At 35.9% G+C, this 24,182-nt stretch carries 21 protein-coding genes and 4 tRNA genes; 10 read left to right on the top strand and 15 right to left on the bottom strand.

Translation table 11 applies throughout. The annotated features are described in order from the left end of the window. Positions 1-78: 78 nt before the first annotated feature. The 4 genes from OL225_RS14865 to OL225_RS14850 are packed head-to-tail and all read left to right on the top strand — an operon-like array spanning position 79 to position 6,737. Complete coding sequence (locus tag OL225_RS14865; protein ID WP_264518771.1) at positions 79-2,112, top strand: TonB-dependent receptor plug domain-containing protein; 2,034 nt, start codon at positions 79-81, stop codon at positions 2,110-2,112. Beyond that, positions 2,109-3,242, top strand: a complete 1,134-nt coding sequence (locus tag OL225_RS14860; RefSeq protein WP_264518770.1) for a YncE family protein — start codon at positions 2,109-2,111, stop codon at positions 3,240-3,242. The genes OL225_RS14865 and OL225_RS14860 overlap by 4 nt, the downstream gene beginning before the upstream one ends. Before the next feature lie 14 nt (positions 3,243-3,256). Beyond that, complete coding sequence (locus tag OL225_RS14855) at positions 3,257-4,450, top strand: hypothetical protein (RefSeq protein ID WP_047376534.1); 1,194 nt, start codon at positions 3,257-3,259, stop codon at positions 4,448-4,450. A 28-nt stretch (positions 4,451-4,478) separates the two neighbouring features. After that, positions 4,479-6,737: a DUF5074 domain-containing protein gene (locus OL225_RS14850; protein ID WP_264518769.1), complete on the top strand. Its 2,259-nt coding sequence runs from the start codon at positions 4,479-4,481 to the stop codon at positions 6,735-6,737. A gap of 169 nt (positions 6,738-6,906) precedes the next feature. Here OL225_RS14850 and OL225_RS14845 read toward each other — a convergent pair whose 3' ends face one another. The 9 genes from OL225_RS14845 to OL225_RS14805 all read right to left on the bottom strand — a co-directional run bounded on the left by OL225_RS14845 (position 6,907) and on the right by OL225_RS14805 (position 11,844). Next, positions 6,907-7,695 (bottom strand): T9SS type A sorting domain-containing protein, encoded by a 789-nt coding sequence (locus tag OL225_RS14845; protein WP_081995464.1) that lies wholly within the window; start codon positions 7,693-7,695, stop codon positions 6,907-6,909. A 222-nt stretch (positions 7,696-7,917) separates the two neighbouring features. Continuing rightward, positions 7,918-8,691 carry a T9SS type A sorting domain-containing protein gene (locus OL225_RS14840; protein ID WP_264518768.1) on the bottom strand — a complete coding sequence of 258 codons (774 nt, stop codon included), beginning with the start codon at positions 8,689-8,691 and terminating at the stop codon, positions 7,918-7,920. 346 nt (positions 8,692-9,037) lie between these two features. Further along, positions 9,038-9,109, bottom strand: a tRNA-Glu gene (locus OL225_RS14835). A gap of 66 nt (positions 9,110-9,175) precedes the next feature. Then, positions 9,176-9,247: transfer RNA gene (locus OL225_RS14830), tRNA-Glu, on the bottom strand. Between the two features lie 82 nt (positions 9,248-9,329). Beyond that, positions 9,330-9,401, bottom strand: a tRNA-Glu gene (locus tag OL225_RS14825). Between the two features lie 10 nt (positions 9,402-9,411). After that, positions 9,412-9,666, bottom strand: coding sequence for a 30S ribosomal protein S20 (rpsT, locus tag OL225_RS14820; protein WP_002983073.1), 255 nt, complete (start codon positions 9,664-9,666; stop codon positions 9,412-9,414). 66 nt (positions 9,667-9,732) lie between these two features. Then, the gene (locus OL225_RS14815; RefSeq protein ID WP_047376538.1) at positions 9,733-10,053 is read right to left on the bottom strand and encodes a hypothetical protein; all 321 of its coding nucleotides are present in this window, start codon (positions 10,051-10,053) and stop codon (positions 9,733-9,735) included. A gap of 373 nt (positions 10,054-10,426) precedes the next feature. After that, positions 10,427-10,498 (bottom strand) — tRNA-Glu (locus OL225_RS14810). A gap of 59 nt (positions 10,499-10,557) precedes the next feature. Beyond that, positions 10,558-11,844, bottom strand: a complete 1,287-nt coding sequence (locus OL225_RS14805) for an N-acetylmuramoyl-L-alanine amidase family protein (RefSeq protein ID WP_264518767.1) — start codon at positions 11,842-11,844, stop codon at positions 10,558-10,560. Between the two features lie 53 nt (positions 11,845-11,897). On the opposite strand from OL225_RS14805, the gene OL225_RS14800 reads away from it, so the two are divergent. The 3 genes from OL225_RS14800 to OL225_RS14790 all read left to right on the top strand — a co-directional run bounded on the left by OL225_RS14800 (position 11,898) and on the right by OL225_RS14790 (position 15,452). Further along, a complete protein-coding gene (locus tag OL225_RS14800) occupies positions 11,898-14,483 on the top strand; it encodes a putative LPS assembly protein LptD (RefSeq protein WP_047376539.1) in 2,586 nt (861 codons plus the stop codon). 133 nt (positions 14,484-14,616) lie between these two features. Next, positions 14,617-14,997 (top strand): RidA family protein, encoded by a 381-nt coding sequence (locus OL225_RS14795; RefSeq protein WP_034694591.1) that lies wholly within the window; start codon positions 14,617-14,619, stop codon positions 14,995-14,997. Then, the gene (locus tag OL225_RS14790; protein WP_047376540.1) at positions 14,997-15,452 is read left to right on the top strand and encodes a hypothetical protein; all 456 of its coding nucleotides are present in this window, start codon (positions 14,997-14,999) and stop codon (positions 15,450-15,452) included. Before OL225_RS14795 ends, OL225_RS14790 begins: the two co-directional genes overlap by 1 nt. A 110-nt stretch (positions 15,453-15,562) precedes the next feature. Here OL225_RS14790 and OL225_RS14785 read toward each other — a convergent pair whose 3' ends face one another. Next, entirely contained in the window at positions 15,563-16,132 is a 570-nt protein-coding gene (locus OL225_RS14785) for a GNAT family N-acetyltransferase (RefSeq protein WP_047376541.1), read from the bottom strand. A 161-nt stretch (positions 16,133-16,293) separates the two neighbouring features. After that, positions 16,294-17,829, bottom strand: coding sequence for a trypsin-like peptidase domain-containing protein (locus OL225_RS14780; protein WP_264518766.1), 1,536 nt, complete (start codon positions 17,827-17,829; stop codon positions 16,294-16,296). A 363-nt stretch (positions 17,830-18,192) separates the two neighbouring features. On the opposite strand from OL225_RS14780, the gene OL225_RS14775 reads away from it, so the two are divergent. Next, a complete protein-coding gene (locus OL225_RS14775; protein ID WP_264518765.1) occupies positions 18,193-19,554 on the top strand; it encodes a rhodanese-related sulfurtransferase in 1,362 nt (453 codons plus the stop codon). Between the two features lie 71 nt (positions 19,555-19,625). Next, the gene (locus tag OL225_RS14770; RefSeq protein ID WP_264518764.1) at positions 19,626-20,201 is read left to right on the top strand and encodes a 5-formyltetrahydrofolate cyclo-ligase; all 576 of its coding nucleotides are present in this window, start codon (positions 19,626-19,628) and stop codon (positions 20,199-20,201) included. Here the strand turns inward: OL225_RS14770 and OL225_RS14765 are convergent. Then, the gene (locus tag OL225_RS14765) at positions 20,150-20,731 is read right to left on the bottom strand and encodes a hypothetical protein (RefSeq protein WP_047376544.1); all 582 of its coding nucleotides are present in this window, start codon (positions 20,729-20,731) and stop codon (positions 20,150-20,152) included. The two genes, OL225_RS14770 and OL225_RS14765, sit on opposite strands and share 52 nt — an antisense overlap. Beyond that, positions 20,715-21,896, bottom strand: a complete 1,182-nt coding sequence (locus OL225_RS14760; protein ID WP_264518763.1) for a hypothetical protein — start codon at positions 21,894-21,896, stop codon at positions 20,715-20,717. The genes OL225_RS14765 and OL225_RS14760 overlap by 17 nt, the downstream gene beginning before the upstream one ends. 183 nt (positions 21,897-22,079) lie before the next feature. Between OL225_RS14760 and OL225_RS14755 the strand changes: the two genes are divergently transcribed. Next, complete coding sequence (locus tag OL225_RS14755; RefSeq protein WP_047376546.1) at positions 22,080-22,421, top strand: hypothetical protein; 342 nt, start codon at positions 22,080-22,082, stop codon at positions 22,419-22,421. Between the two features lie 131 nt (positions 22,422-22,552). On the opposite strand, the gene OL225_RS14750 is transcribed toward OL225_RS14755, so the two are convergent. Together OL225_RS14750 and OL225_RS14745 are read right to left on the bottom strand one after the other, a co-directional pair. Then, the gene (locus OL225_RS14750; RefSeq protein ID WP_047376547.1) at positions 22,553-23,320 is read right to left on the bottom strand and encodes a TrmH family RNA methyltransferase; all 768 of its coding nucleotides are present in this window, start codon (positions 23,318-23,320) and stop codon (positions 22,553-22,555) included. Between the two features lie 20 nt (positions 23,321-23,340). Then, on the bottom strand, positions 23,341-24,132 hold the full coding sequence (locus tag OL225_RS14745) for a CPBP family intramembrane glutamic endopeptidase (RefSeq protein WP_264518762.1): 792 nt from the start codon (positions 24,130-24,132) through the stop codon (positions 23,341-23,343). Positions 24,133-24,182: the final 50 nt, after the last annotated feature.

The raw sequence follows: 24,182 nt of genomic DNA, 5'->3' as shown, positions 1-24,182 counted from the left end.
ATTCTCTGTGCAGTTACAGCTGTGCTTTGTCGTTGTATTCTTACATCCATTAGCGTCATCATTATCCTAAATGAGCTAATGACGGCAAAACTAACTACTTCTGCAATTCATAAAGCTGTTTTCACAATATTGGTGTTAACATCTCAACTTTTGTCTTCTCAAACCAAGAAGAAAGACAGTGTTCGGGAAGAATCCATCAAGGTGATCAGCCTTTACAAGAAAAATTTCAAAGAAATTCTTCCGTCGCAAACCCTGCAGGGCGAGCAGCTGGAAAGACTGAACAGCCATTCCGTAGCAGATGCATTGCGGTATTTTTCCGGAGTGCAGATCAAAGATTACGGAGGATTGGGTGGTTTGAAAACCATTAATATCCGTAGCATGGGAAGCCAGCATGTAGGGGTTTTCTATGATGGAATTCAACTGGGAAATGCCCAAAACGGGCTTGTTGACCTGGGAAGATATTCTTTGGACGATCTGGAAGAAATATCATTATACAACGGACAGAAAAGTGAGATTTTTCAACCGGCAAAAGACTTCGGGTCTTCGGGATCTATCTATTTACAGCCAAAAACACCTGTATTTAAAGGAACAAGAAAAACCAATCTCGTTATAAGAGCAAAAAGTGCCTCCATTGATCTTTTTAATCCGTCATTCCGATTGGAACAGAAAATTTCAGACAGAATTTCCGCCAGCTTCAGTGGAGAATTTATGCAGAGTGACGGAATTTACAGATTTCGATATGCCAAGAAATATCCTGACGGCCAGCAGGCTTATGATACCATTGCTAAGAGACAGGATTCAGATATCAAAGCAAAGCGTTTTGAAACGTCTTTCAACGGAACTTTAAATAACGGAAGCTGGAATATCCGTGGTTATGGTTATATTTCAGACCGTGGAATGCCGGCACCTATTGTGAATGGTCGGTTCGGAGGAAGAGGAGCGAGACTTTCTGATGAAAATTATTTTGTACAGGCCAATCTGAGAAAAAAACTGTTTCCCAAGTTTGAAACCCAATTGAAAGCAAAATTCGCTTACGATTATACCCATTTTATGGACACGGTTCGTTCGCAATCCATTATTCATACTGATAATACTTATATCCAACGAGAGCTCTATCTTTCTTCATCCAATATCTATTCTATTACTCCCAATTGGGATGTCAGCCTGAGTGGAGATTTTCAGTACAATAATCTGGATGCCAATCTGGATAACTTTTCTTATCCTACACGTTACACCACATTGGTAGCATTGGCAACAACATATCAATGGAACAGATTCAAAATCCTGGGTAGCCTTTTAGGAACTTTTACTTTTGAAGAAGTAAGAAAAAACAAAAGACCGGGAGATGCCAGAGAATGGACACCTGCCGTATTTATGAGCTATCAGCCTGAAAAAATTCCTGAGCTTACCCTCAGAGCTTTCTATAAAAGGATTTTCCGACTTCCAACCTTCAATGATTTATATTATACCAATATCGGCAATACTTACCTGAAACCGGAGTTTACTAATCAGTATGATGTAGGATTTACCTATCAGAAGAATTATAACAACCGTCTCTTTAAGACCTTTTATGCTAAAGTAGACGGTTACTACAACAAAGTACAGGATAAAATTGTAGCAGCTCCAAACGGAAGCATGTTCCGCTGGCTGATGATGAACCTTGGAATGGTTGAAATCATAGGTGCTGACGTGAATGTGCAGACAGAACTTCAGCTGGGAAAAGTAACCCTCAGACCGCTGCTTTCTTATACCTATCAAAGTGCAAGAGATATGACTGACCCGGAGGATACTTTTTATCGTAATCAGATTCCCTATACGCCCTGGCATAGCGGGTCTTTCAGTCTGATGGCAGATTATAAAGACTGGAGCTTCAATTACAGCGCGATGTACGTTGGAGAAAGGTATGATGTGAATCAGGACAACATTCAATACAATTATGTACAGCCCTGGTATACTCATGATCTGTCTGTTCAGAAAAAATTCAACTGGGCCAATCATCAATTTAAAGTAAGCCTGGAGATGAATAATATCTTCAATCAATACTATGACGTAGTAATCAATTATCCGATGCCCGGAAGAAACTTTAAACTTATTCTAAACTTCACCCTATGAGAAAACTAAACTTTTATTTTTTATTTCTTGTATTAGCTTTTCTTACTTCATGCCGTACAGATGATATCATTGTCCGCCAGGAAGTAGTAGAAGGACTTCCATCAGAAAATACGGCAATAAAAGGTTTCTATATGCTGAATGAAGGAAATATGGGAAGCAACAAATGTACGCTGGACTTTTTTGATTATACCAAAGGAACCTATTACCGGAATATTTACGCTGAGATTAACCCGAATGTGGTGAAAGAGCTGGGAGATGTAGGAAATGATATTAAAGTCTACGGCAGCAAGCTGTACATCGTTGTCAATGTTTCCAATAAAATTGAAGTATTGGACGCAAAAACAGCAAAGCGTATTACTTCTATTCCTTTGCAAAACTGCAGATATTTGGCCTTCAAAGACGGGAAAGCTTATGCCAGCAGTTATGCCGGTCCTGTAGCAATAAACCCAAAAGCACCAAAAGGAAAAGTAGCGGAAATTGACACAGCTTCTCTTTCCATTCAGCGTGAAGTGGTAGTGGGATATCAGCCTGAAGAAATGGAAATTGTAGGGAATACATTATTTGTGGCCAATTCCGGAGGATATAAAGCTCCCGATTACGATAATACTGTTTCCGTAATTGATCTGAACACTTTCACAGAACTTAAAAAAATAAATGTTGCGATCAATCTTCACCACATTAAAAAAGACAATTATGGTGATCTGTATGTGAGTTCAAGAGGAGATTACTATAATGTTCCTTCCAGTTTATACCTTATAGATGCAGCAACGGGAATGGTTAAAAAAGATTTCCACCTTGCTGTAAGTGAAATGACAATCGTTAATGACAAACTTTATTTCTACGGCAATGAATTCAATTACAATACCCACAGCTATAAAAAGAGTTTTGGAATTATTGATGTGAAAACAGAACAAATCATTGCGAACAGGATTTTCGACAAAGAATACGAAACAGCCATTAAAACACCTTACGGAATTGCTGTAAACCCAATCACAGAAGATATCTACATGACAGATGCCAGAAATTACGTATCCATGGGATTTGTGTACTGCTTTGATAAAAACGGACACTTTAAATGGAAAACAGAGGGCGGAAATATCCCGGCTCACTTCACCTTTTTATACAAATAACCAAACTTTAAGAAATGAACAAAAATACCTTTACTTATTTAAAAACCGGGTTTTTATCATGTCTCCTGATAGGAGTGATAGCCTGTAAACATGATGATGAAGATGAATTTACATTCAACGGTCTTGACGATTCCTATACCATTGAACGGTTAAAGGTTTTGAGTATTCCTACCAATGCTTCAGGTTCAGTTACGTGGAGTATCAATGACTCTATTATCTCTCAAAACTCAGAGCTTGAATTTATCAGTCCCGATGCAGATGCTTATCCTTTAACTCTGAAGATTAACCATAAAGGAAACGAACAGGTTTATCATTCTAAAATAATCGTTACCAAAGAAAAAACACCTTATAGTAAATATATTGCGAAAGTATTAGAATTCCGCCCCGCTGTAGGACAGTTCATGAATGAAATTCCGGAATATTTACCTGGAAATACAGCTGCAAATATGCTTCAGAAAGCAAACGAATCTTTGGTGGGAGGTAATTCTACCATGATCAGCCTGGGAGGATATGGAGGATATGTTGTTTTCGGTTTTGACCATACTATTCCGAACCTGAATGGACGTGATTTTAAAGTACTGGGAAATGCTTTCTTTGGAAATGATGCCGCGGATCAACGTTCAGGATCCTGTGAACCGGGAATTATTATGGTAGCCTATGACAGAAACAAAAACGGAAAACCTGATAATGATGAATGGTATGAAATTGCAGGCAGCGAATATTTCAAAAATACAACCGTAAAAGATTACAGCATCACTTATCATAAGCCTGATGAAAATAAAACACCTGTGGCAGGAACTGAATTCTGGCAAACCGATGTAGAATATATCAAGTGGAATGACAACCTTGGAAACCAGGGCTTTAAAACAAAAAATACTTTTCATGCACAGAGCTACTATCCTTTGTGGTTTACAGATAGTTCTTACGGTTTTTCTGGAACACGCCTGGCGAACAATTTCCATGATCAGAACGGTGACGGATCTTATTGGGTAGGAAAATCATATGATTTCGGATATGCTGATAATGCCCCGAATAATGATGATGCTTCAAACATTGATATTTCCTGGGCGGTAGACAGAAGCGGGAAATACGTAAAACTTCCCGGTGTTGATTTTATGAAAATATATACAGGAGTCAATCAGGAAGCTGGCTGGCTGGGAGAGGTTTCTACAGAAGTTGCAGGAGCCTACGATTTACATTTCAAATAACAATTCAATCTATTTAAATTAATAAAAAATGAAAAAGTTTTATCTTTTTACGATGCTTTTTCTGTTTGCATGCTTATCAAATGCACAGATAAAAGTTCAGGGCGTACCCAGGAATGATATTTCAGGGATCAGCAATCTTAATACGACAACGATCAGTTTTTCTGATATTCAGTATTGGGTGGGATCGGGAGCCAATCAGGCTGCTTTTGTAGTACAATGGAATGACAGTAAAAACCCTGATGCGATGGTTTGGGGATTCAAATGGGATGGGAATGCTACAGGAGAAGATATGCTTAAAGCTATTGCTAAAGCAGACCACAGATTATACACATTGCTGTATCAAGGAACACAATTTGGATCAGCGGTTGGTGGAATAGGTTTTGATATCAATGGTCAGGGTACCAATGCATTGATCAAAAGTGGAAATACCACTTATCCGTTATATCCGGTGAATGGTTTTGTCAATACAACAGCTTATGATTTTGACAGCTATACCATTGTAGATGCTGCTAATGATCACTGGCAGTCTGGCTGGACGGTTAACGGATATTGGGCTTATTGGGTAAAGAACCCTACAGATGCAGATTTTGGATATTCCAGTGTTGGAGCTTCTTCACGTGCATTGGAAAACGGTTCATGGGATGTCTGGAACTTTAATCCAGGCTTTAATACTACTCCAATTTCATCTACGCTTACCCCTGTTTCCCCATATGTTGCTTCCAATAATTTTACCAATGGATATTTCATGGTGAACGAAGAATGGTTTGGGCATACCAATGGCTCTGTAAACTTTATTGACAACAATGGACAGATCAATTACCGTGTATACAGTAACGCAAATAATAACCAGGCTTTTGGTGCGACTACCCAATACGGAACAATCTATGGAGATAAATTCTATTTTGTATCCAAGCAGGCTGCCGACGGAGGAGATACTCAGTATACTCCGGGAGGAAGATTGGTTGTAGCCAATGCACAGACCATGCAGAAAATTGCAGGATTTAATAATATCGGAGGTGGTGATGGAAGATCATTCGTAGGAGTGAATGAACATAAAGGATATATTGGTACTTCTACAGGAATTGTTACTTTCAATATTGATAATTTACAGGTAGGTTCTTTAATTACCGGAACTGGGGGTAGTGGTCAGATTGGAAACATGATCCGTACATCACAATATGTATTTGCCGTGAAGCAAGGGGTAGGAATTTTAGTAATTAATCCTAATACAGATACGGTAGTGAGTACTATTGCCGGTGGTTTCTATTCTGTTGCTCAGGCTAAAGACGGAAGTGTATGGGGAATTCAGGATCAGAAGCTGATCAGCATCAATCCTACTACTTTTGCCACACAGGTTTACAATATTCCAACAACGAAGTACATTGGAGACTGGGGAGCATGGAATGCCGGTAAATTTTCAGCAAGTAATAAAGAGAATGCTTTATACTGGATCAATTCAATCAGCAGCTGGAGCTCAGGAACACAGATTGTAAGATTTGATGTTACAACGAAAACATTCAACGAAAACTTTGCAGCAATTCCGGGGCAGACAGGACAATTTAAGCAAATTCCTTATGGTGCGGCACTTCGTGTAAATCCTGTTACCGGTGAACTTGTTCTGAACACTACAGAAAGCGGATACGGTGCACACTATCAGAAGAACTGGATCCATACTTATAATATGAGCGGAACTCTTACCAGTACAAAAACTTTGAATGATTACTATTGGTTCCCTGCATTGACTGTATTTACCAATAATTCGGCTCCGGTTGTGAGCAGCGTTTTACCTTCACAGGTTACAGCAGGAAATATCACTACAATTGATTTGAAAACAATAGTTTCCGATGCTGATAATATGGCGGTATCTGTGGTGAAGTCTATAAAATCAAACAGTAATCCTACGGTAGTTTCAGCAGTGATTAATGATAATGATGAGCTGGTGTTGACACCGCTTGTTTCAGGAACTTCTGATATCATGATCAGCTTTAATTCAAATGGTAAATTGGTAGAAAAAACACTTACTGTAAACAGTACTGCTTCAACTTTAGCAACTGCTGAAGTTAAGAAACTTGAATTCAGCATTTATCCGAATCCGGTAACTGATATTCTTACCATTAAAACTCAGGAGAAAATCCAGAGTGTTACTGTTTATGATGCTTCAGGGAGAGTTGTCAATGCACAATTTAACAACGGCCAGATGAATGTAAGTGCGCTTCCAAAAGGTATTTATATTTTAAAAGCTGTAACAGATAAAGCAGTATATCAGCAAAAACTGATCAAAAACTAATACTATTCCAGATAGTAAATCTTGTTAATATAACCCTGACCGAAACTGGTCAGGGTTTTTTAATGAGATGATGAAACCCTATTGATCATGAAGAATAGTATACATTATTCGTATAAAAAACCCGGCAAGCTTGAAAAGCTTGCCGGGTTTGATCTGTTACGGATCTTTGTTATTTGATAATTACCTTTTTAGAGTATGTTTTTCCTTCTTTCGTTTGAAGGGTCATAATATATACTCCTTGTGGCTGTTTTGTTTCAAATGTATTTGATGTCAGTTTAGAACGGAATACCTCTTTTCCTGAAGTATTGGTTAGACTAACCTCCGAACCTTGTGCAGAAATATTTTTGTCAAGGGTAAACTGTCCATTCTCACTGTGAGCCATGAAATTGATGTGTGGATCTTTGTACTGATAAGCATAATATACTCTAAGTTCTCCACCAATATTCAATAATCCTGAATTCACATTGATTTTGACACGGTCAAAAGGAATATTCATGGTAAGCTCAATCTCACCTAAGCTTGGATCTCCAGCTCCAATGTTGAGCAGCTTATTGGTAAGATTTTGGTAATCGTTGTTGGAAACATTTCCGTTAAATGTTTCAATCGTTACACCTCCCAATACCTGAGCAGATAGTGGAGTACCATTTGAACCAATTCCAATTACCAGTTTATTGGTGTTGTTTGCGATATTGGTCGTTGGGAAGATCAATGTCTGTTCTGTTCTTGCCAAAAGGCCTACTGAAACCTGGATTGTAGAGTAGTCGGTTTCGTTACTTCCTACCGCATTTTGAGGGTTCAATACTCCGCAGCCTAAACATACTCCCAATACCTGATTGGTTTGGCTGCTTGCATAGGTTTTCACAATCTGTGCAAAAGATATTGTGCTTGTTAAAAATAGGAACGATGCCAAAACTGCAGCTTTCATTGTGCGTTGGCCAAGTAATAAATAAGTTTTCATATGTAGAAAAATTTTGGGTTTTAGCTTTTTTGTAAATTTATAAATAAAATGATTATGTTGATTATTTTATTTCATATTTATGTGATTTGTTAATGATTTATTGATATTTGTAATTATGAATTTATTTTTACTTAATGAATTGGTTTTTATATTTCATTGAAAATGAATACAAAAAATACGACAGCTTAAAAGTCTGCCGCACTTATTGTATTGTTTATTGAATTATTTAATTAAAATTTTTCTGGAATATATTTTTCCTTCTTTAGTTTGTACATTCATAATATAAACACCTTCAGACTGTCTTGGCTCAAAAGTGTTTGATTTTAGTGTAGAGCGATATACTTCTTTTCCGGAAGTATTGAACAGCGTGACTTCTGAGCCTTCTACCGGAATATTTCCTCCAAGAGTAACCTGCCCGTTTTGGCTGTGAGCCATAATGCTGATCAATGGATCCTGATAAGCATAATAAATTCTGAATCCGCCGCCAAGACTTAATACACCTCCCGTTAAGCCTATTCTTATTCCGTCATAAGGTTTTGTCGGCTTGAATTCTACTGTTCCTCTGTTGGGTGTTGCCCCCAGCTTAAGAAGACTTATATCTATTGTTCTGCGGTCTTCATTAGAAGTTCCGCCATTCATAGTTTCAAGAGTTACTCCGCTTAATAACTGTACAGATAATGGAATGTTGTCTGTTCCGATTCCTACAACCAGCCTTGTGTCTGATCTTAGGTCAGGAAAAATCAGAGTTTGTTGAATTCCTCCTAATAAGACTGTTCCCAATACCATTGTTGAATAGTCATCCTCATTATACCCAACTGCATTCAAAGGATTATCTATACGGCATCCCAGGCATGCTACTCCAAATACACCTGAGCTTTGAGCGTGTGCATAAATTCTGTTTTGTGCAAAAGATAATGTGGTGGCTGAAAATAGAAATAAAGCCATTAATCCGGCTTTAAAAGAGAATTGTTTTCCCAAAAGTAAATTAAATTTCATGTTATTTATTTTATTGTGAATAGTTTTAGCCAAATTTAAGGATTAATAGATCAAGTAAAAAATAATATTTCCATTATTGGTGATATTTTTAATGAAATTTAATATAACTCTGTTATCGGATGATAAAGACTATTGATTGTTTGGATTGTATAAGAGGCAGATACAGAAATTGAAGAGCATCTGTTGTTGATATTGTTGGGTATAATTCAATAAAGGATTCCCAAAATAATAGGGTAGCATGGTAATTCATGAGATCTGGTGATCAAATAAATAAAATACTGCAAGGTAAAGATTGTCTGAATGTAGGTATAAAAACGAAAAAAGGACTTCCGAAAAAGTCCTTTTGTAGCCCGTAGGGGAATCGAACCCCTCTTACCAGAATGAAAATCTGAGGTCCTAACCGATAGACGAACGGGCCCTCTATCTTTCACTACCGAAGTAATGTGTTAGTTTTTGTTTTTATAAGTATCAACTCTTAATCTTGTAGCCCGTAGGGGAATCGAACCCCTCTTACCAGAATGAAAATCTGAGGTCCTAACCGATAGACGAACGGGCCGGTTAGATTTATTTTAATATAGCTTTTTCTACTGTGATCTTTATAAAACCACCGTGGTTACAGTGGTCTTATAAGATGTAAGTAGCCCGTAGGGGAATCGAACCCCTCTTACCAGAATGAAAATCTGAGGTCCTAACCGATAGACGAACGGGCCAGCTATATTTTTACGCTAATTTATTAACGTGCTTTGTCAATTTGCTTTTCAAGTTAGCCGCTTTGTTCTTGTGGATAATATTTTTCTTAGCTAATTTATCCAATAAAGCGATAACTTTTGGCAGTTGTTCTGTAGCAGCAGCTTTGTTCTCTTCATTTCTTAAAGCTTTTAAAGCTGTTCTAGCAGTCTTGTGGTAATATCTGTTACGAAGTCTTCTAGTTTCGTTTTGTCTGATTCTCTTTAGTGCTGATTTATGATTTGCCATATCGTTTAAATGTGAGTGCAAAACTATAAACTTTTTTTAAAACTACCAAATTTATTTTCAAAAATTTTAATTTTCTTCTGAAAGGTACTTTCTTAGTTTATTTATTGCTTGTTCTATTTTTAAATTTTCTTGTTCTTTTTCTAATTTTTTGATCGTATTTCCCAGCATGATCAATGCATTGTTCCATTCTCCAGTGGTGTTGGTGAAAGTGAGACCGTCAATTGTTACCTCAAAAGCAACCCTTTCTCCAGCCCTGTAAAGTCTGAAACTGATTTTATCATCTCTGCCTGTAATCCCGTCTTCATTGATTTGTAAATCATAACTTTTTGGGTTAGAGTGGATTTTCTTAAAAAGCAATTTCGCTTCTTGTATTTTTAAATCCGGCATGATATAAAATTTGGTAGCCTGTAGAAAACTACAAACAATGATTTATCAATATTATTTTTCATCAGTGCTGCCATATTTGAGTGACCAACCATGGCTAAATTTTTTGCAAATATAATGCTTTTGTGACATATAACATAAATGGAATGAATTTTTACAATAAAAGTAAACGTTCTATATTATAATGATAGTAATTTTCAAGTTGTTAGAATGTTGCAATTCCTAACAATTTTTTCAGGATACTATAAAAATCCGAAGAAAATTAACTTTAACAGAGTTTTCAGAAAATATCCAAGCTGGCTTTAAAAGTACAATAAGGTGAAAAAATAACCCGTAAAAAAACCTTTAACGGAGCCGTTAAAGGTTTGTAAGTTTGTAGCCTATAGGGGAATCGAACCCCTGTTGCAAGAATGAAAATCTTGAGTCCTGACCACTAGACGAATAGGCCAAATTTTGAGGTTGCAAAAGTAATAATTAACTCTTTAACTTCAAAATTATTTTTTTTAATTATTTATACACTTTTTGTATCACTGTGTTTTTGACACCTTTAGCTTCAAGTTCCTTTTGAAGTTTTGCTGCATCTTCCAGTGTGTATACTTTTCCATAGGTATAATAAAAAACGCCATTGTCTTTCTCTCTTTCTACATCTTTCAGGTTCTGAAGGATGTAAGAATTGCCGTTCAGTTTATCTCCGGTATATACTTCTATCGTATAATAACCCATGTTAATCCTTTGATTTGGCATAAATCCTACGGCAAAAGCATTTCTAAATCCTGCATCCTTCGCTGTTTTAAGATTAATATCTTTTACGGAGGACATATTTGTTACAGCATAGTAATATTTGTATTGTCCGTTCTCTTTAAGAGTAAGAATGTAATTCAATCCTTTCAGAGCAGGATCATTTTCATTGTATTTCGTAGGCGAACTCATCAATAGAATCCTGAAATCATTTTTCAAAGGAACTTCTGCAGGTTTTTCCGGTTCCGGCTTTCTGACTGAGATAGAACCTCCTGATTTTCTGTCAACTGCTTTTTTATAATCAATAATAGCGTTGTAAATACTTTCCGCAATTTCAGTCTGCCCCTTGTCCGAAGCGATGTAGTGACTTTCTTCAGGATGATTGATGAAACCAGTTTCTATTAGTACAGATGGCATGGCATTCATACGGAGAACGTGAAGGTTCTTTTGGAAAACACCTCTTGAGGAACGTTTATCTTTATTCACAAAGTTATCTTCTACTAATCCGCCCAAAAGAAGACTGGACTCCAGATATTTGCTCTGCTGAAGTTTTAATGCAATCAATGATTCAGGAGAATCGGGATTATAAGAACCGAAGGTCTGTTTATCTTTTTCATCCAGGAAGATTACGTCATTTTCCCTTTTGGCTACCTCAAGATTTTCGTTATTCTGGTTAGGTCCCTGTACATAAGTTTCTGTACCATAGGCCGTAGGTCTTTGAGAAGAATTACAGTGAATTGATACGAAAAGATCTGCTTTACTCCTGTTCGCCAGATTGGTTCTGTCAGATAGAGAAGGATACTCGTCAATTTTACGGGTATATATAACTTTGAAATCTCTGTTTTTCTCTAACATTGCGCCTACTTTTAACGTAATAGCAAGTGTAATGTCTTTTTCTGCCACTCTTCCAATGTCGGAATAAGTCCTGTTGGCTCCATGATCACTTCCTCCGTGTCCCGCATCCAGAACGATAGTAAACTTCTTCTGAGAGAAAATAAAGTTGCTGGTAAGGATAAGGAGAAATGATAAAATTATTTTAAAATTTTGTTTGTGCATCTTACAGTTATAAAAATTATATTAATTTTGGGCCTTAATTATATATAATAAAATTGGCCAAAACCGTCCTCAAAAATATATTACAAATTTTAATTATCCTAATTTTTAACAATTTTTTAGCACAGAAAACTCCTGAAAAATTGCCTAAAAATGCGGTTAATGATACTATTTCCAAAAAGGATACCATAGTTGTAAAAAAAGAAACTTTGGATGATATTCTTCGCACAAAAGCTGATGATCAGAGAAGAGACATTCCCAAAAAGATGACTTTTCTGAACAAAAATGCACAGGTGAAGTATCAGGATATGCAGATTGATGCAGACTATATTTCAATAGATGATAATAAAAATCTGATTTATGCCAGAGGAAAACAAGATTCCTTAGGAAAAATCATTGAACCTGTAATTACCACCCAGGCTGGAAAAAAATACGAAACCAACGAATTCAGCTATAACACAAAAACCAAACAGGCGATTGCTTTCAATGCAAGAACAGAAGAAAGTGAAGGGGTAATTATAGCTCAGAAGACCAAAAAATATAACGACTCCGTATTCGCGATGAGAAAAGCGGATTATACAACGGATGATTATTTCATTAAGAAAAAAGATACAGCTGCGGATTATTTTATGAGAGCTTATAATATTAAGCTGATTAAAACCAAAACAAAATCCCAAATCGTTACAGGACCTATCCAGATGTTTATTGAGCAGGTTCCTACGCCTCTTTATCTTCCGTTTGCCATTTTACCGTTTTCAGATAAAAGAGCAGCCGGTATCCTGATTCCTAGTTTCGGAGAAAGAGAAGATGTAGGTTTTTTCCTTAATGGAATAGGATATTACCAGCCAATAGGAGAACACTTTGACGTTAAGGTTTTAGCAGATATTTATACAAAAGGAAGCTGGAATTTACGTCCTCAGGTGAATTATCAGAAGAAGTACCGTTACTCTGGAAACTTTACAGCAGATGTAGGAACCATGGTAAGAGGTATTAAAGGTTTGGATGACTATACCAAGAACAGTACTTATAGAATTAACTGGACCCACTCTCAGGATTCTAAAGCCAATCCTTTCCTTACATTCAGTGCTTCTGTGGACATCGTAAGTACAAAGTTTTATAACAACCCGCTTAACAATAACTATATTTTCAACCAGAATGTATTGAATACCCAGCAGAACTCTACGGTAACCCTTACCAAAAGATTTCTGAAACTTCCGGCAACCATTACAGGAACGGCTTCTTATTCACAAAACTTTGCAACGGGATTGGCAGACCTTCGTCTTCCACAAATGAACGTAGCGATTAACCAGTTTTACCTGTTTAAATCAAGAACAGGAATAAGACAGGGGCTTCTTGAAAATATTACAGTGAATACAGGTTTCAACCTTACCAATTTTGTGAATACTCAGGAGAACGAGCTGTTTAAAAAAGAAATGTGGGACAAAATGCAGACGGGTCTTAAAAATAATATCGCATTGGCTACCAATACCACAGTGGCAAAATATTTCACGTTCAGTTTAAGCGCCAATATCGATAATGCTTTGACTACGAAAACGCTTAATAGATATTATGATCCGGTAAAGAATGTAACAGTGGATGAGATCAATAAAAACTTCTCAGGATATTCTACATTCTCTACTTCTGCCAGTCTTCAGACCACACTTTTCGGGATGATGAAATTCAAAAAAGGATCTGCCGTAGAAGCGGTAAGACATATGATGACCCCAAGTGTAAGCTTCACATATTCTCCTGATTTCTCAAGTCCTAATTTCGGATATTACAGAAATTATTACAATGCAACCGGAGCGTTGACTCCTTATTCTATTTTCGAAAAAGGAATCATAGGAAGCCCGTCAAGCGGAATGCAGGGTGCTTTAGGTTTCAATATCGGTAACAATATCGAGATGAAAGTAAAGTCTAAGAGTGATTCTACAGGGGTGAAAAAAATCAAGATATTTGAATCTTTAAACCTTTCAGGAAGCTACAACTTTGCAGCTAATGATCACCCTTGGTCTGTATTTTCAATCAACGGACAGTCTTCATTCTTCAATAATAAACTTACGGTGAATACCAGTCTTGCACTGGAACCTTATAAAATAGATTTCTCTTCAGGTCAGGATTCAGGAGTAAGAACAGAGCAGTTCGGGCACTTCAGTGTACAGGGATTCAATGTTCAGTTATCTTATCCTTTGAGCAGCGAGATTTTTGGAGAGAAGACCGATTATGCTAAAAAATATTCCTCAAAAGGAGAAGTCCGAAATGAAAATTATTATTTTGATGATGATCATTATGCTCATTTTGATCAGGCATGGACTTTAAACATCAGTGCGAACTATGCTTACTCAAAAGGCCTGAGCAGATTTGCCAATAAAATTGCATCTATAGGATTAGATGGGAGCATCAAGCTGACTCCTTTCTGGAATATCAACGGAAGTACGCATTATGATATGGTGACTAAGGAATTGGCATATACAAGAATTGGTTTCTCAAGAGATCAGCGAAGTTTTACAATCAATTTCAATTGGGTTCCTTTCGGACAGTATAAAGTGTATGACTTCTTTATTGGTATAAAAGCCAATATCTTAAGTGACGCACTGAAGTACAAAGACAGAAGCTTTACCCAGCCTAATGCACCTTTCTAATATCAGATTGGCATTTGTGAATATAAATTTTATATTTGCAATCAAAATAAATTCTAATGAAATCACTGCTGGCAGAATTTTCTTACCGGCAAAAGTGATGACATATGACCATAGAAAAAAATAAATATCCGCTATGAAACAAATCATCAACACAGTTAATGCACCTGCAGCTATCGGCCCTTATTCACAAGCTAATATGGCAAACGGAGTTTTGTATATCTCCGGACAGATTCCTGTAGATCCTGCAACTGGTAAATTGGTAGAAGGAATTGAAAAAGAAACACACCAGGTAATGAAAAACCTTGAAGCCATTCTTACTGAAGCCGGAATGACTTTCAAAAACGTTGTAAAAGCTACCATCTTCCTTAAGAGTATGGATGATTTTGCTGTAATGAATGATATCTATGCTTCTTACTTAGATTCAGAAAGCTATCCTGCCCGTGAAACAGTACAGGTTTCTTGCCTGCCTAAAAATGTGGATATCGAAATTTCTATGATCGCACATCAGGATTAATGAATTTTATAAGAAATACAATTGCGGTTCTGGTAGGTCTTGGTATTGCAGGGCTTATTATTACTCTTGGTATAAGGGTTTTTCCGCAATGGGTTACTTTTGAGGCTTTTGCTCCGTTTGAGCACTGGCAGAGGTTTCTTTTCAGTATGAAAGATGATCAGGCATTTTTTGGCTTCCTGTTGTTTATTTCCGGATTGGGAACTACTATTGGAGGTGTTGCAACGGCTATCATTGTTAAATACGCTAAAGTAGCTTATGCTATTCTGATCGGTTTTATTATGCTCTTTATCGCTATGCTGGATGTAATTATATTTCCTTACCATCCTACATTTTATAAGATCTCTATTTTTCTTACATTCTTTCCGTTTTCCTGGATTGGGGGTAAGATTGTAGAAGTTATTTATGAGCGGAACAAGCAGAAAAGAATTGCTGAAAAAATGAATAAGCCTAAATAAATAATAAAAAAACGCTGCAGATCTCTGCAGCGTTTTTATTTAGGATATAAGGTTGAGTATTTAAGGAGAATATTATAATATAAATAAATGTTGCGGAATAGATTTCTGTATTAAACATATTTCAAAAAGTAAAGAGGGTAAGACAACTCAAAAGTTTCATGGAAAATGGTAAATCCATTTTGTTGATAAAAGGTTCTATTTTCTAATGTTGTTGTTTCAACATATATGAGTTCATTCTCATATTTACTCATAGATTCCTTTAAAAGTTTTGTTCCAATTCCTTTTCCTTGTTCACCAGGAACTACAGCCATTAACCATAAATGAACAAATTCTTCTTCTGGATGAAACATTGCTAAAAGTTTTTCTCGTTTTAAAATTTTAAACGTATTTTCAAATCCAATACATTTGAACAACAATTTTATTTCAAGCCATATTTTTTTTAAACTGATTTGGAATTTGTCTAAGTATAAAATGCATGCTTTATGATCGTCACTAAGAAATATGCTTCCATTTAGCATTGATAAATCAAATTGAAATTCCATTAATGCTCTCAATCTCTTATATCTGTTGCCTGAATTCTTTATGACAAAATTGATAGAATTAGGGATAAGAACATTTATGAAAGCCTGGCATAAAATATTGACGACCTTTTCTCTATCCTTATAGGTAGCTTTTTTCATACATTTTGGTTTTTCCAAATTTATAAAAAAATAAATCATCAGGCCTTTATGTGTTTTTTATATAGGTTTCTATTTTGGATTAAAACTCTTTGTTTTTTTCATAAAAAAACCATTCTTAAGTAAGAATGGTTAATTTTTTAATGGTAAATCAAAAAAGTTAATTAAGGCATTTTGAATCCTCTCTGGTAATTTCTTCCGTAATCGTCCATGTATTTTATTTGTGCGGTTCCTGAGAATTTATTCAGTAAACTTTCCACATCTTTCTGTGAATTTACAGGCTTACCATTGATTTCAGTGATGATATAACCGTCTACAATTCCTGCTTTAGCCATTTCGCTTCCTTCAATAACATTTTTAGCAACCACACCGCTATTTAAGCCGTAATATGCCTTCGTTCTGTCATCAATGCTTTGGAATTCTGATCCAATCTTTTCAGTTACGCTCAGGTCAGCTTTAGTTCTCGTAGAAGTACCTCCTTTCTGGTCTCTAAGCGTTACTGTAGTAGTACCTTCTTTACCGTTTCTTAAATATGTTACCTGTACTTTATCACCCGGACGTTTGCTTCCAATTGACATAGAGAGATCTGCAAAGTCAGTGATATCGTAGCTGTCTACTTTTGTGATAATATCTCCTTTTTTCAGACCTGCATCTTCTGCACCACTGTTCTCACCAAACCCTGTAATATAGATTCCAGACCCTATTTTTAAGTTGGTTTTATATTGCTGATTGTAGGAAGTTACCAATTGATCATTTGAAAGATCTAAAGACTGAACTCCTAAGAATCCTCTCTGTACAATTCCGAATTTCTTGATATCCTCAACAATTTTTCTGGCTAAGTTAGAAGGAACAGCAAAACCATATCCCTGATAATATCCTGTAGTAGACTGGATTGCAGAGTTGATCCCGATTAGCTCTCCATTAGTATTCACCAAAGCTCCTCCTGAGTTACCCGGGTTGATCGCAGCATCCGTCTGGATAAAGCTTTCAATAGGATTAGCTGCTTTTCCCTGGCTGCTTAGAATTCCGATACCTCTTCCTTTAGCAGAAACAATACCTGCTGTTACCGTAGAGTTTAATCCAAGTGGATTTCCTACTGCAAGTACCCATTGTCCCACATCAATATTATCAGAATTCGCAAAATTTAAATAAGGAAGACCTTTTTCTTCAATTTTTAAGAGAGATATATCTGTATTGGGATCCGTTCCTACAAGAGTAGCGATATATGATTTTTTGTTGCTTAATACCACTTCCAGCTTATTGGCACCTGCTACCACGTGGTTGTTGGAAATAATGTAACCGTCCGGAGAGATGATTACCCCTGAACCCATTCCCGATGGCATATTGTCAGGAGCCTGTTGCTGCTTCTGTCTCTGCTGGCCCTGGCCTCTTCCCCCGAAAGGATCTCCGAAGAAAAAGTCGAACAGATCCTGTTCTGAAGCTCTGCTTGCTGTTCTGCTTTGGTAATTTTTAATAGTAACTACAGCCGGAACAGTTGTTTTGGCTGCTTTCACAAAATCGTCACCTACTGCTCCCGTATTCATTCCTGCAAATGAAGTATTAGGTGCTGAAGTTGTGAAATAAGATTGATCTCCATTGTTGGAGTTGTGTCCTAAATATTGTATGGCTCCAACGGTAGTAGCTCCGGAAATTACTCCTACTACTGCAAATGGTAATAGTTTTTTTAAAGTACTCTTCATTGTATATCTTTCTTGTTTATTAATTAATTTCTTTTTTATGTTTTTGAGTAAACAAATTTAATGTTAAATAAGTAAGCAATTAGTATGCTATGTTTCAATTTTAACTAAAATTTAACGGCTATTATGTCATTTTATATCTTATGTCATAATTGTTAATGTCATAGTTAACAAAGCTTAAAAAAATATTAAAGAAAATATGTCAGATTTTAGAGTGTAAAGTACACTCTATTTTCCATTATTTATTACTAAATATTCAATGTTATCCACTCGTTATTCATTACCTGTGATTTGTGTCATAAAGATACTTAATTCAAAAATTCTTATCTTTGCAAAAATTTTATTCTCACTTAAAACGTTTATAGCATGCAACTGTATAACACCTTAAGCGCAGAAGAAAGAGCTCAACTTATTGATGAAGCCGGTAAAGACCGTCTTACTTTGTCTTTCTATGCGTATGCCAAAATTGAAGATCCCAAAAAATTTCGCGACGAATTATTTATTGCCTGGAATGCACTGGATGCACTTGGCCGTATTTATGTAGCAAAAGAAGGAATCAATGCTCAGATGAGTGTTCCTGCGGATCAGTTTGAGGCTTTTCGAAATACGCTGGAAGTTTATGATTTTATGAAAGGAATCCGTTTGAATGTCGCTGTTGACCAGGATAACTATTCTTTTTTAAAACTAACAATCAAGGTTAGAAATAAAATTGTTGCTGATGGTTTGAATGACGAAACTTTTGATGTAACCAATAAAGGAATTCACTTAAAAGCTCAGGAGTTCAATAGTTTACTTGAAGATCCGAATACCATCGTTGTAGATTTCAGAAATCACTATGAAAGTGAAGTAGGCCACTTTGAAGGCGCTATTACTCCGGATGTGGAAAACTTCAGAGAAAGTTTACCGATTATCAATGAACAGTTACAAGACTTTAAAGAAGATAAAAACCTTTTGATGTACTGTACCGGAGGTATCCGTTGCGAAAAAGCCAGTGCTTACTTTAAACATCAGGGTTTTAAAAATGTTTACCAATTGGAAGGAGGGATCATTGAGTATACCCGCCAGATTAAAGAAGAAGGAATAGAAAGTAAATTTATTGGTAAAAACTTTGTATTTGACCACCGTTTAGGGGAAAGAATTACAAACGATATTATTGCACAATGCCACCAGTGTGGAAAACCTTGTGATAACCATACCAACTGTGCCAATGATGCATGCCACCTTTTATTTATCCAATGTGATGAATGTAAAGCAGCAATGGAAAACTGCTGTTCTACAGAATGTCTGGATATTGTACATCTGCCTTGGGATGAACAGGTGAAGCTAAGAAAAGGGTTACAAGTTGGAAATAAAGTATTCAGAAAAGGAAAATCTGATGCCCTGAAATTTAAAAATTCAGGTGATTTGTCAGATAAGCCTTTAGCAAAAGCTGAAACAAAGAATATCCGTCAAAAGATTGCTGTTAAAAAAGAACTGATTGGAAAAGCAGAGCATTATTTCTCAAAATCAAAAATTGCACAGTTCTTAATTGAACAAAAAGATTTGTCAGTAGGAGATAAAGTATTAATTTCAGGTCCTACAACCGGAGAACAGGAAATTACCATTACTGAAATCTATGCAAATGGAGGGCCTTGTGAAACAGCAAAAATTGGAGATCAGATCACTTTCGAACTTCCATTCAGAGTTCGTTTATCTGATAAGCTGTACAGAATTGTGCAAAACGCATAATCAGGAATAAACGATAAAGCTGAAAAAGCTTGTCCGGTAAAAATTATTTCAGTTAAAATAACTTAATAATTATGCTAAAAGCTGAGCTTAGAAAAAAATATACCCAAAAAAGAAAAGCCTTGTCTCCAGATGAGGCTTTCTTGTTATCTGAAAAGATTTTTGAAAATTTCATTCATTACTTCAACCCGCAGGAAGGAGAGAAAGTACATGTTTTTATCCCGATCCTGGCAAGAAATGAAATTGATACCCAAATCTTCATTCACTATTTTTTAGCGAAGAATATCCGTGTTTATGTCCCTAAAATTGTAGATGATAAGCTTATTAATATTGAAATTTTTGAAGATACTGTTTTTGAAACCAGCCGCTGGGGGATTTCTGAGCCTGTTTCTAATGAAGATTCGGATGAAAATAACTTTCAATATGTGATTACGCCATTGCTGTACTGTGACAGAAAAGGAAATAGGGTAGGATATGGGAAAGGTTTTTATGATGGGTTATTCCGGAACGTTTCAACAGATACCAAAAAAATCGGAGTCAATTATTTTGACCCCGATGAATATGTGGATGATGTCTGGGAAAATGATATTCCCGTTGACTATTTGGTTACTCCTACGGAAGTGCTGTCTTTCTTAAGCGGTTTGGAATAAAAATCCAAAAAGTAGAATTTAAATTCCTTTTTGAGCTTGGAAGTAGACAGCAGGATATACTGTGCATTCTTCTCAAAGCTTCCCAGGGACTTATTCTTATTGTCAAAGTACTCTACATTAAACTTAGCATAGTCCAATGTGTCTTTTTTATAGAACTCTTTATAAACATTCAGATTGCTCACCTTTGCTGTTTTTACTTTCATGCTATCCAGTTCCTTTAGTAATCTTTTAAATGTCAAAGAATCCGGTTTATGGAAATAGCTTTCCATTTGTGAATAAATAACGGTATCTATTTCTGTATTTCTGTTTCCGGACAGGTAAAGAGTAGAAAGGTCAAAAAGTTCCTGAACCTTCTGTTTGGTAATTGAGTTGATTGCTTGCATGCTGTCCATCTGCACTGCAGGATAACTCTTTTCATTGTTGCTGTTTCGTAGCTTATCGAGGTCACTTACCTCTGAGGTTTTATTATTACAGGCAATAAATAATGTCAGAAGCACAGTGAAAATTAAAAAATTACTTATTCTTTTCATTTGTGGTAGCAATTTTAAATTTAATGGATACAATCTTTCCTTTGTTATCCTTTTTCATTTCTATTACATTCAGGTTTTTCAGTGAAGTTGTAGGAGTGGTTACCAGAGTGATGTATTTCTGTTTATCCAGTCTTTCTATTCCGTAGGTATCATTGTCATATACCTGATAGATCACAGCATTACTGCTGATCAGATTTTCCAGCTGATTTCTTTTCTGCTTAATAAGAGCAACCTGTTCGTCCGGATTTCCTCCTTTGATGTCTTTTATTGAGAAATAGTACACTGCCATCTTGTAATCGTCCGGCTTTAGTTCTATTTTTTCCTCTTCAGGTGCATTCTCAAGGTTTCTATTGACTTCCAGAGGTTCGTAGAAAGGAGCACTTATGCGCATTTTTAAATTTTTATCCTTAGTAGAATAATAAAAACACTCACCAGGTTTTATTTTGTACATCAATGGGGATTCATTTTCCTTCACCACCATTATTTCTAAAGTGTTGATCACGGAAACTCCTCTGTCTTTATCGATGAAACAATATTTATAAGTTTTTGAAAAAAGGACATCTTTAAATCCTAAAAGACCAGTGATGGTAATCAAAACGGAAGTAACCAATGCCCAGGCGTTCTTTTTGAAGAAATTTTTCTTAGGCGGAACAGATGAAATTTCAATTTCCTGAGTAGTGCTCTTATTTTGTGTAATCTGTTGATTGTCAGTAGCTGATTTTTGTAAATCATTGTTTTCCGGGGTGCGGATTTCAACTTTTTTAGGCTGATTTTCAGTTTTTGGAAGTTCAGGAGCTTCAGAAACTGTTTTTTCTAATTCACTGATTTCTTCCTCCTCCAAATTCTCATTTTCCTGAAGCAGTTCACCTGCAAAAAGATGCAGTTTCTTAAACTCATACCAAGAGTCGTAACCCGCATAAATACTCAGTAAATTGAGCATATCTATCCTTGGTAATTTGGTAACCGGCGAACTTTTGAAATACGTATAAAATGACTTTTCACTGATGTTACCTTTTGCTTTTTTGCGCAGGTCTTCCTGAAAATATATTATATCAATACCCTTCCACTTGGATATATCATCCTGCGAAGGGGTATGTTCTTTTAAGTATTGACCCTGAACATCCTTTTTTAGCTGCTCAAAGTGTAATAGATCTAAATCTGTCAATTTTTCAAAAAATAATTAAATTGTTGATTATCAGTTATGTTTTTTTGTAAAACTATTTTACAAAGGTATTACAATTATTTTTCATAAACAAATTTTCTATCTGCTATACCTTTGTCTTGTTCAAATAACAGAACAGAAGAAAATTTTATAAAACAATATTAACAAAATTAAATTTAATTTATTATGAAAAAGTCATTATTCGTAGCTGCTATCGCTGCAATCTCTCTAGTTGCTTGTAAAAAAACTGAAGCTACTTCTACTGAAGGAGCAACTGATTCTGCTGCTGCTACTGTAGCTGATTCTGCTGCTGTAGTTTCTGATTCAGCTGCTAAAGTTGTTGATTCTGCTGCAACTACTGCTGTAGAAGCTACTAAAGATGCTGCTGCTGCTACAACTGCTGCTGGTGCTGAAGTTGCTAAAGATGCTGCTAAAGGAGCTGGAGAAGCTGCTAAAGGAGCTGCTGATGCTGCTAAAGGAGCTGCTGACGCTGCTAAAGATGCTGCAAAAGACGCTGCTAAGAAATAATTCTAGCATACGCTTAACAATAAAAGAACCGTTTCACTCAGTGAGACGGTTTTTTTATGCTTAGCCATTGCGGGCCGAAGGCGAAGCAATCTTATTTTATAAAAAGCTACATAGGATAAAGTCCAAAATTATTATCCTTTCTTTTGTTTTAAAGATTCATAGCAGGTAATCGCCACTGCATTGCTCAGATTTAAAGAATCAATACTTCCGGCCATAGGAATCAAAGTGTTTTTTCCTTTTCCTATCCAGAAATCACTCAATCCGGAATGTTCAGTACCGAATAATACTGCTGAACGCTGTCTGAAATCTCTCTTATAAAGATCTTCAGCACTTTCATCCATAAGTGTAGTGTAAATATTGAAACTGTTTTTTTGAAGAAATTCCAATGTTTCTTCATTTTCAGCCTGATATACTTCCATTCCGAAAAGGCAGCCCACACTGGATCTGATCACATTAGGATTGTAAAAATCTGTTTTTCCGTCAGCAACAATCAGTGCATCTACTCCAAACGCTTCACAACTTCTTAAAATAGCTCCAAGATTTCCCGGTTTTTCTATGCCTTCAACAATAATTATCGTAGAATCTTCTTTAGGAATAAATGATGAAAGCGGAGTTTCTTTTGCCTGGTAGATCCCGATAATTCCTTCAGAACTTCCTCGGTAAGCTATTTTTTCATATACTTTTTCACTTACATGATGGATTTTTCCCTCGGGTAGGGTTCCCTTAAAGATATTTTCACAGATAAAGAACTCCAGCGGTTCAAAATCATACTGCATAGCTCTTTCATTTTCCTGCTGGCCTTCTACTACAAAAACTTTTGATTTTTTACGGAATCTGTTGTCAGTAAGGAGCTTAGTGACGTTTTTTATTTTATCGTTTTGAAAACTTTCTATCAACATGCTGCAAAATTATGCAAAATTTATGATTGAACTTCTCTGGTTTTGATAAAAAGACTTTTCCATGTTACTTCAAACGGGATTTTATTTTTTCTTTTAAAATAGATGATAACTACTATCAAGACTGCAATTGAGATCAGTTTATACAGATTTCCATAGAGGTTTCCGGAAACATTTTCTGATACATTAAAGATTTCCCAGTACAAATTCATAAAGAAATGAAGGAAGATGGCAGTCCATAAGTTATATTCAGATTCAAAATATACCCAGGAAAAGAATATTGAACCTAGAAATGTAATGGCAAATATCTCAGTAAGTTCTGTTATGTTCTGACTTTGATATAAATGAACCTGTGCAAAGAGTAAAGAGCCTAATAAGGCCGAGGATAAAAAACCAAGCCTGGTAAACCTGTATAGTATTCCGATAAGAAAAGCTCTGAAAATGATCTCTTCAAAAAATGCTGACGAAAGGGTGTTAATAAATAGTGTTTCAAGATTTATTTTACTGATTGCTTTAAAATGGATCATGTATCCGATAAGCATAGGCAGAGTTCCAATAAGTGCCAAAGTAAATCCTTTGAAAATGGACTTATTTAATGAAAGTAGCTCTGAAATGCTTCTTTTGTGTAACAGAATTTTTAATGCAGCCATCAATGGAATTAAAGTTACTGAATAAGCAATTACATGGGCTATTGCTTTGTTGTGAAACAGATTTTTTGAGAACGTCTGAATGTTTTTAAAAAAGAAAAAATCGGAGAAATAATAGATTGTAAAACCTAAAATAAAGATGAAGAAGAAACGGATGTTTTTACTCATGTTGGTTAATTTTTGAGCAAAAATGTGGTTTAAAATCTATGCTTTCAAGT

Origin of the sequence: Chryseobacterium viscerum (assembly GCF_025949665.1) — a bacterium.
Taxonomy (GTDB): Bacteria; Bacteroidota; Bacteroidia; order Flavobacteriales; family Weeksellaceae; genus Chryseobacterium; species Chryseobacterium viscerum_A.
This window is presented reverse-complemented; position numbering and strand designations above follow the sequence as displayed.

What these genes read in the sequence shown, in the direction of transcription:
- OL225_RS14790 (WP_047376540.1), top strand. Translation starts at nt 14,997, where the DNA reads ATGAATTTTATAAGAAATACAATTGCGGTTCTGGTAGGTCTTGGTATT.
- OL225_RS14755 (WP_047376546.1), top strand. Translation starts at nt 22,080, where the DNA reads ATGAAAAAGTCATTATTCGTAGCTGCTATCGCTGCAATCTCTCTAGTT.
- OL225_RS14855 (WP_047376534.1), top strand. Translation starts at nt 3,257, where the DNA reads ATGAACAAAAATACCTTTACTTATTTAAAAACCGGGTTTTTATCATGT.
- OL225_RS14745 (WP_264518762.1), bottom strand. Translation starts at nt 24,132, where the DNA reads ATGAGTAAAAACATCCGTTTCTTCTTCATCTTTATTTTAGGTTTTACA.
- OL225_RS14845 (WP_081995464.1), bottom strand. Translation starts at nt 7,695, where the DNA reads ATGAAAACTTATTTATTACTTGGCCAACGCACAATGAAAGCTGCAGTT.
- OL225_RS14860 (WP_264518770.1), top strand. Translation starts at nt 2,109, where the DNA reads ATGAGAAAACTAAACTTTTATTTTTTATTTCTTGTATTAGCTTTTCTT.
- rpsT (WP_002983073.1), bottom strand. Translation starts at nt 9,666, where the DNA reads ATGGCAAATCATAAATCAGCACTAAAGAGAATCAGACAAAACGAAACT.
- OL225_RS14770 (WP_264518764.1), top strand. Translation starts at nt 19,626, where the DNA reads ATGCTAAAAGCTGAGCTTAGAAAAAAATATACCCAAAAAAGAAAAGCC.
- OL225_RS14785 (WP_047376541.1), bottom strand. Translation starts at nt 16,132, where the DNA reads ATGAAAAAAGCTACCTATAAGGATAGAGAAAAGGTCGTCAATATTTTA.
- OL225_RS14795 (WP_034694591.1), top strand. Translation starts at nt 14,617, where the DNA reads ATGAAACAAATCATCAACACAGTTAATGCACCTGCAGCTATCGGCCCT.
- OL225_RS14750 (WP_047376547.1), bottom strand. Translation starts at nt 23,320, where the DNA reads ATGTTGATAGAAAGTTTTCAAAACGATAAAATAAAAAACGTCACTAAG.
- OL225_RS14805 (WP_264518767.1), bottom strand. Translation starts at nt 11,844, where the DNA reads ATGCACAAACAAAATTTTAAAATAATTTTATCATTTCTCCTTATCCTT.
- OL225_RS14775 (WP_264518765.1), top strand. Translation starts at nt 18,193, where the DNA reads ATGCAACTGTATAACACCTTAAGCGCAGAAGAAAGAGCTCAACTTATT.
- OL225_RS14815 (WP_047376538.1), bottom strand. Translation starts at nt 10,053, where the DNA reads ATGCCGGATTTAAAAATACAAGAAGCGAAATTGCTTTTTAAGAAAATC.
- OL225_RS14840 (WP_264518768.1), bottom strand. Translation starts at nt 8,691, where the DNA reads ATGAAATTTAATTTACTTTTGGGAAAACAATTCTCTTTTAAAGCCGGA.
- OL225_RS14780 (WP_264518766.1), bottom strand. Translation starts at nt 17,829, where the DNA reads ATGAAGAGTACTTTAAAAAAACTATTACCATTTGCAGTAGTAGGAGTA.
- OL225_RS14865 (WP_264518771.1), top strand. Translation starts at nt 79, where the DNA reads ATGACGGCAAAACTAACTACTTCTGCAATTCATAAAGCTGTTTTCACA.
- OL225_RS14850 (WP_264518769.1), top strand. Translation starts at nt 4,479, where the DNA reads ATGAAAAAGTTTTATCTTTTTACGATGCTTTTTCTGTTTGCATGCTTA.
- OL225_RS14765 (WP_047376544.1), bottom strand. Translation starts at nt 20,731, where the DNA reads ATGAAAAGAATAAGTAATTTTTTAATTTTCACTGTGCTTCTGACATTA.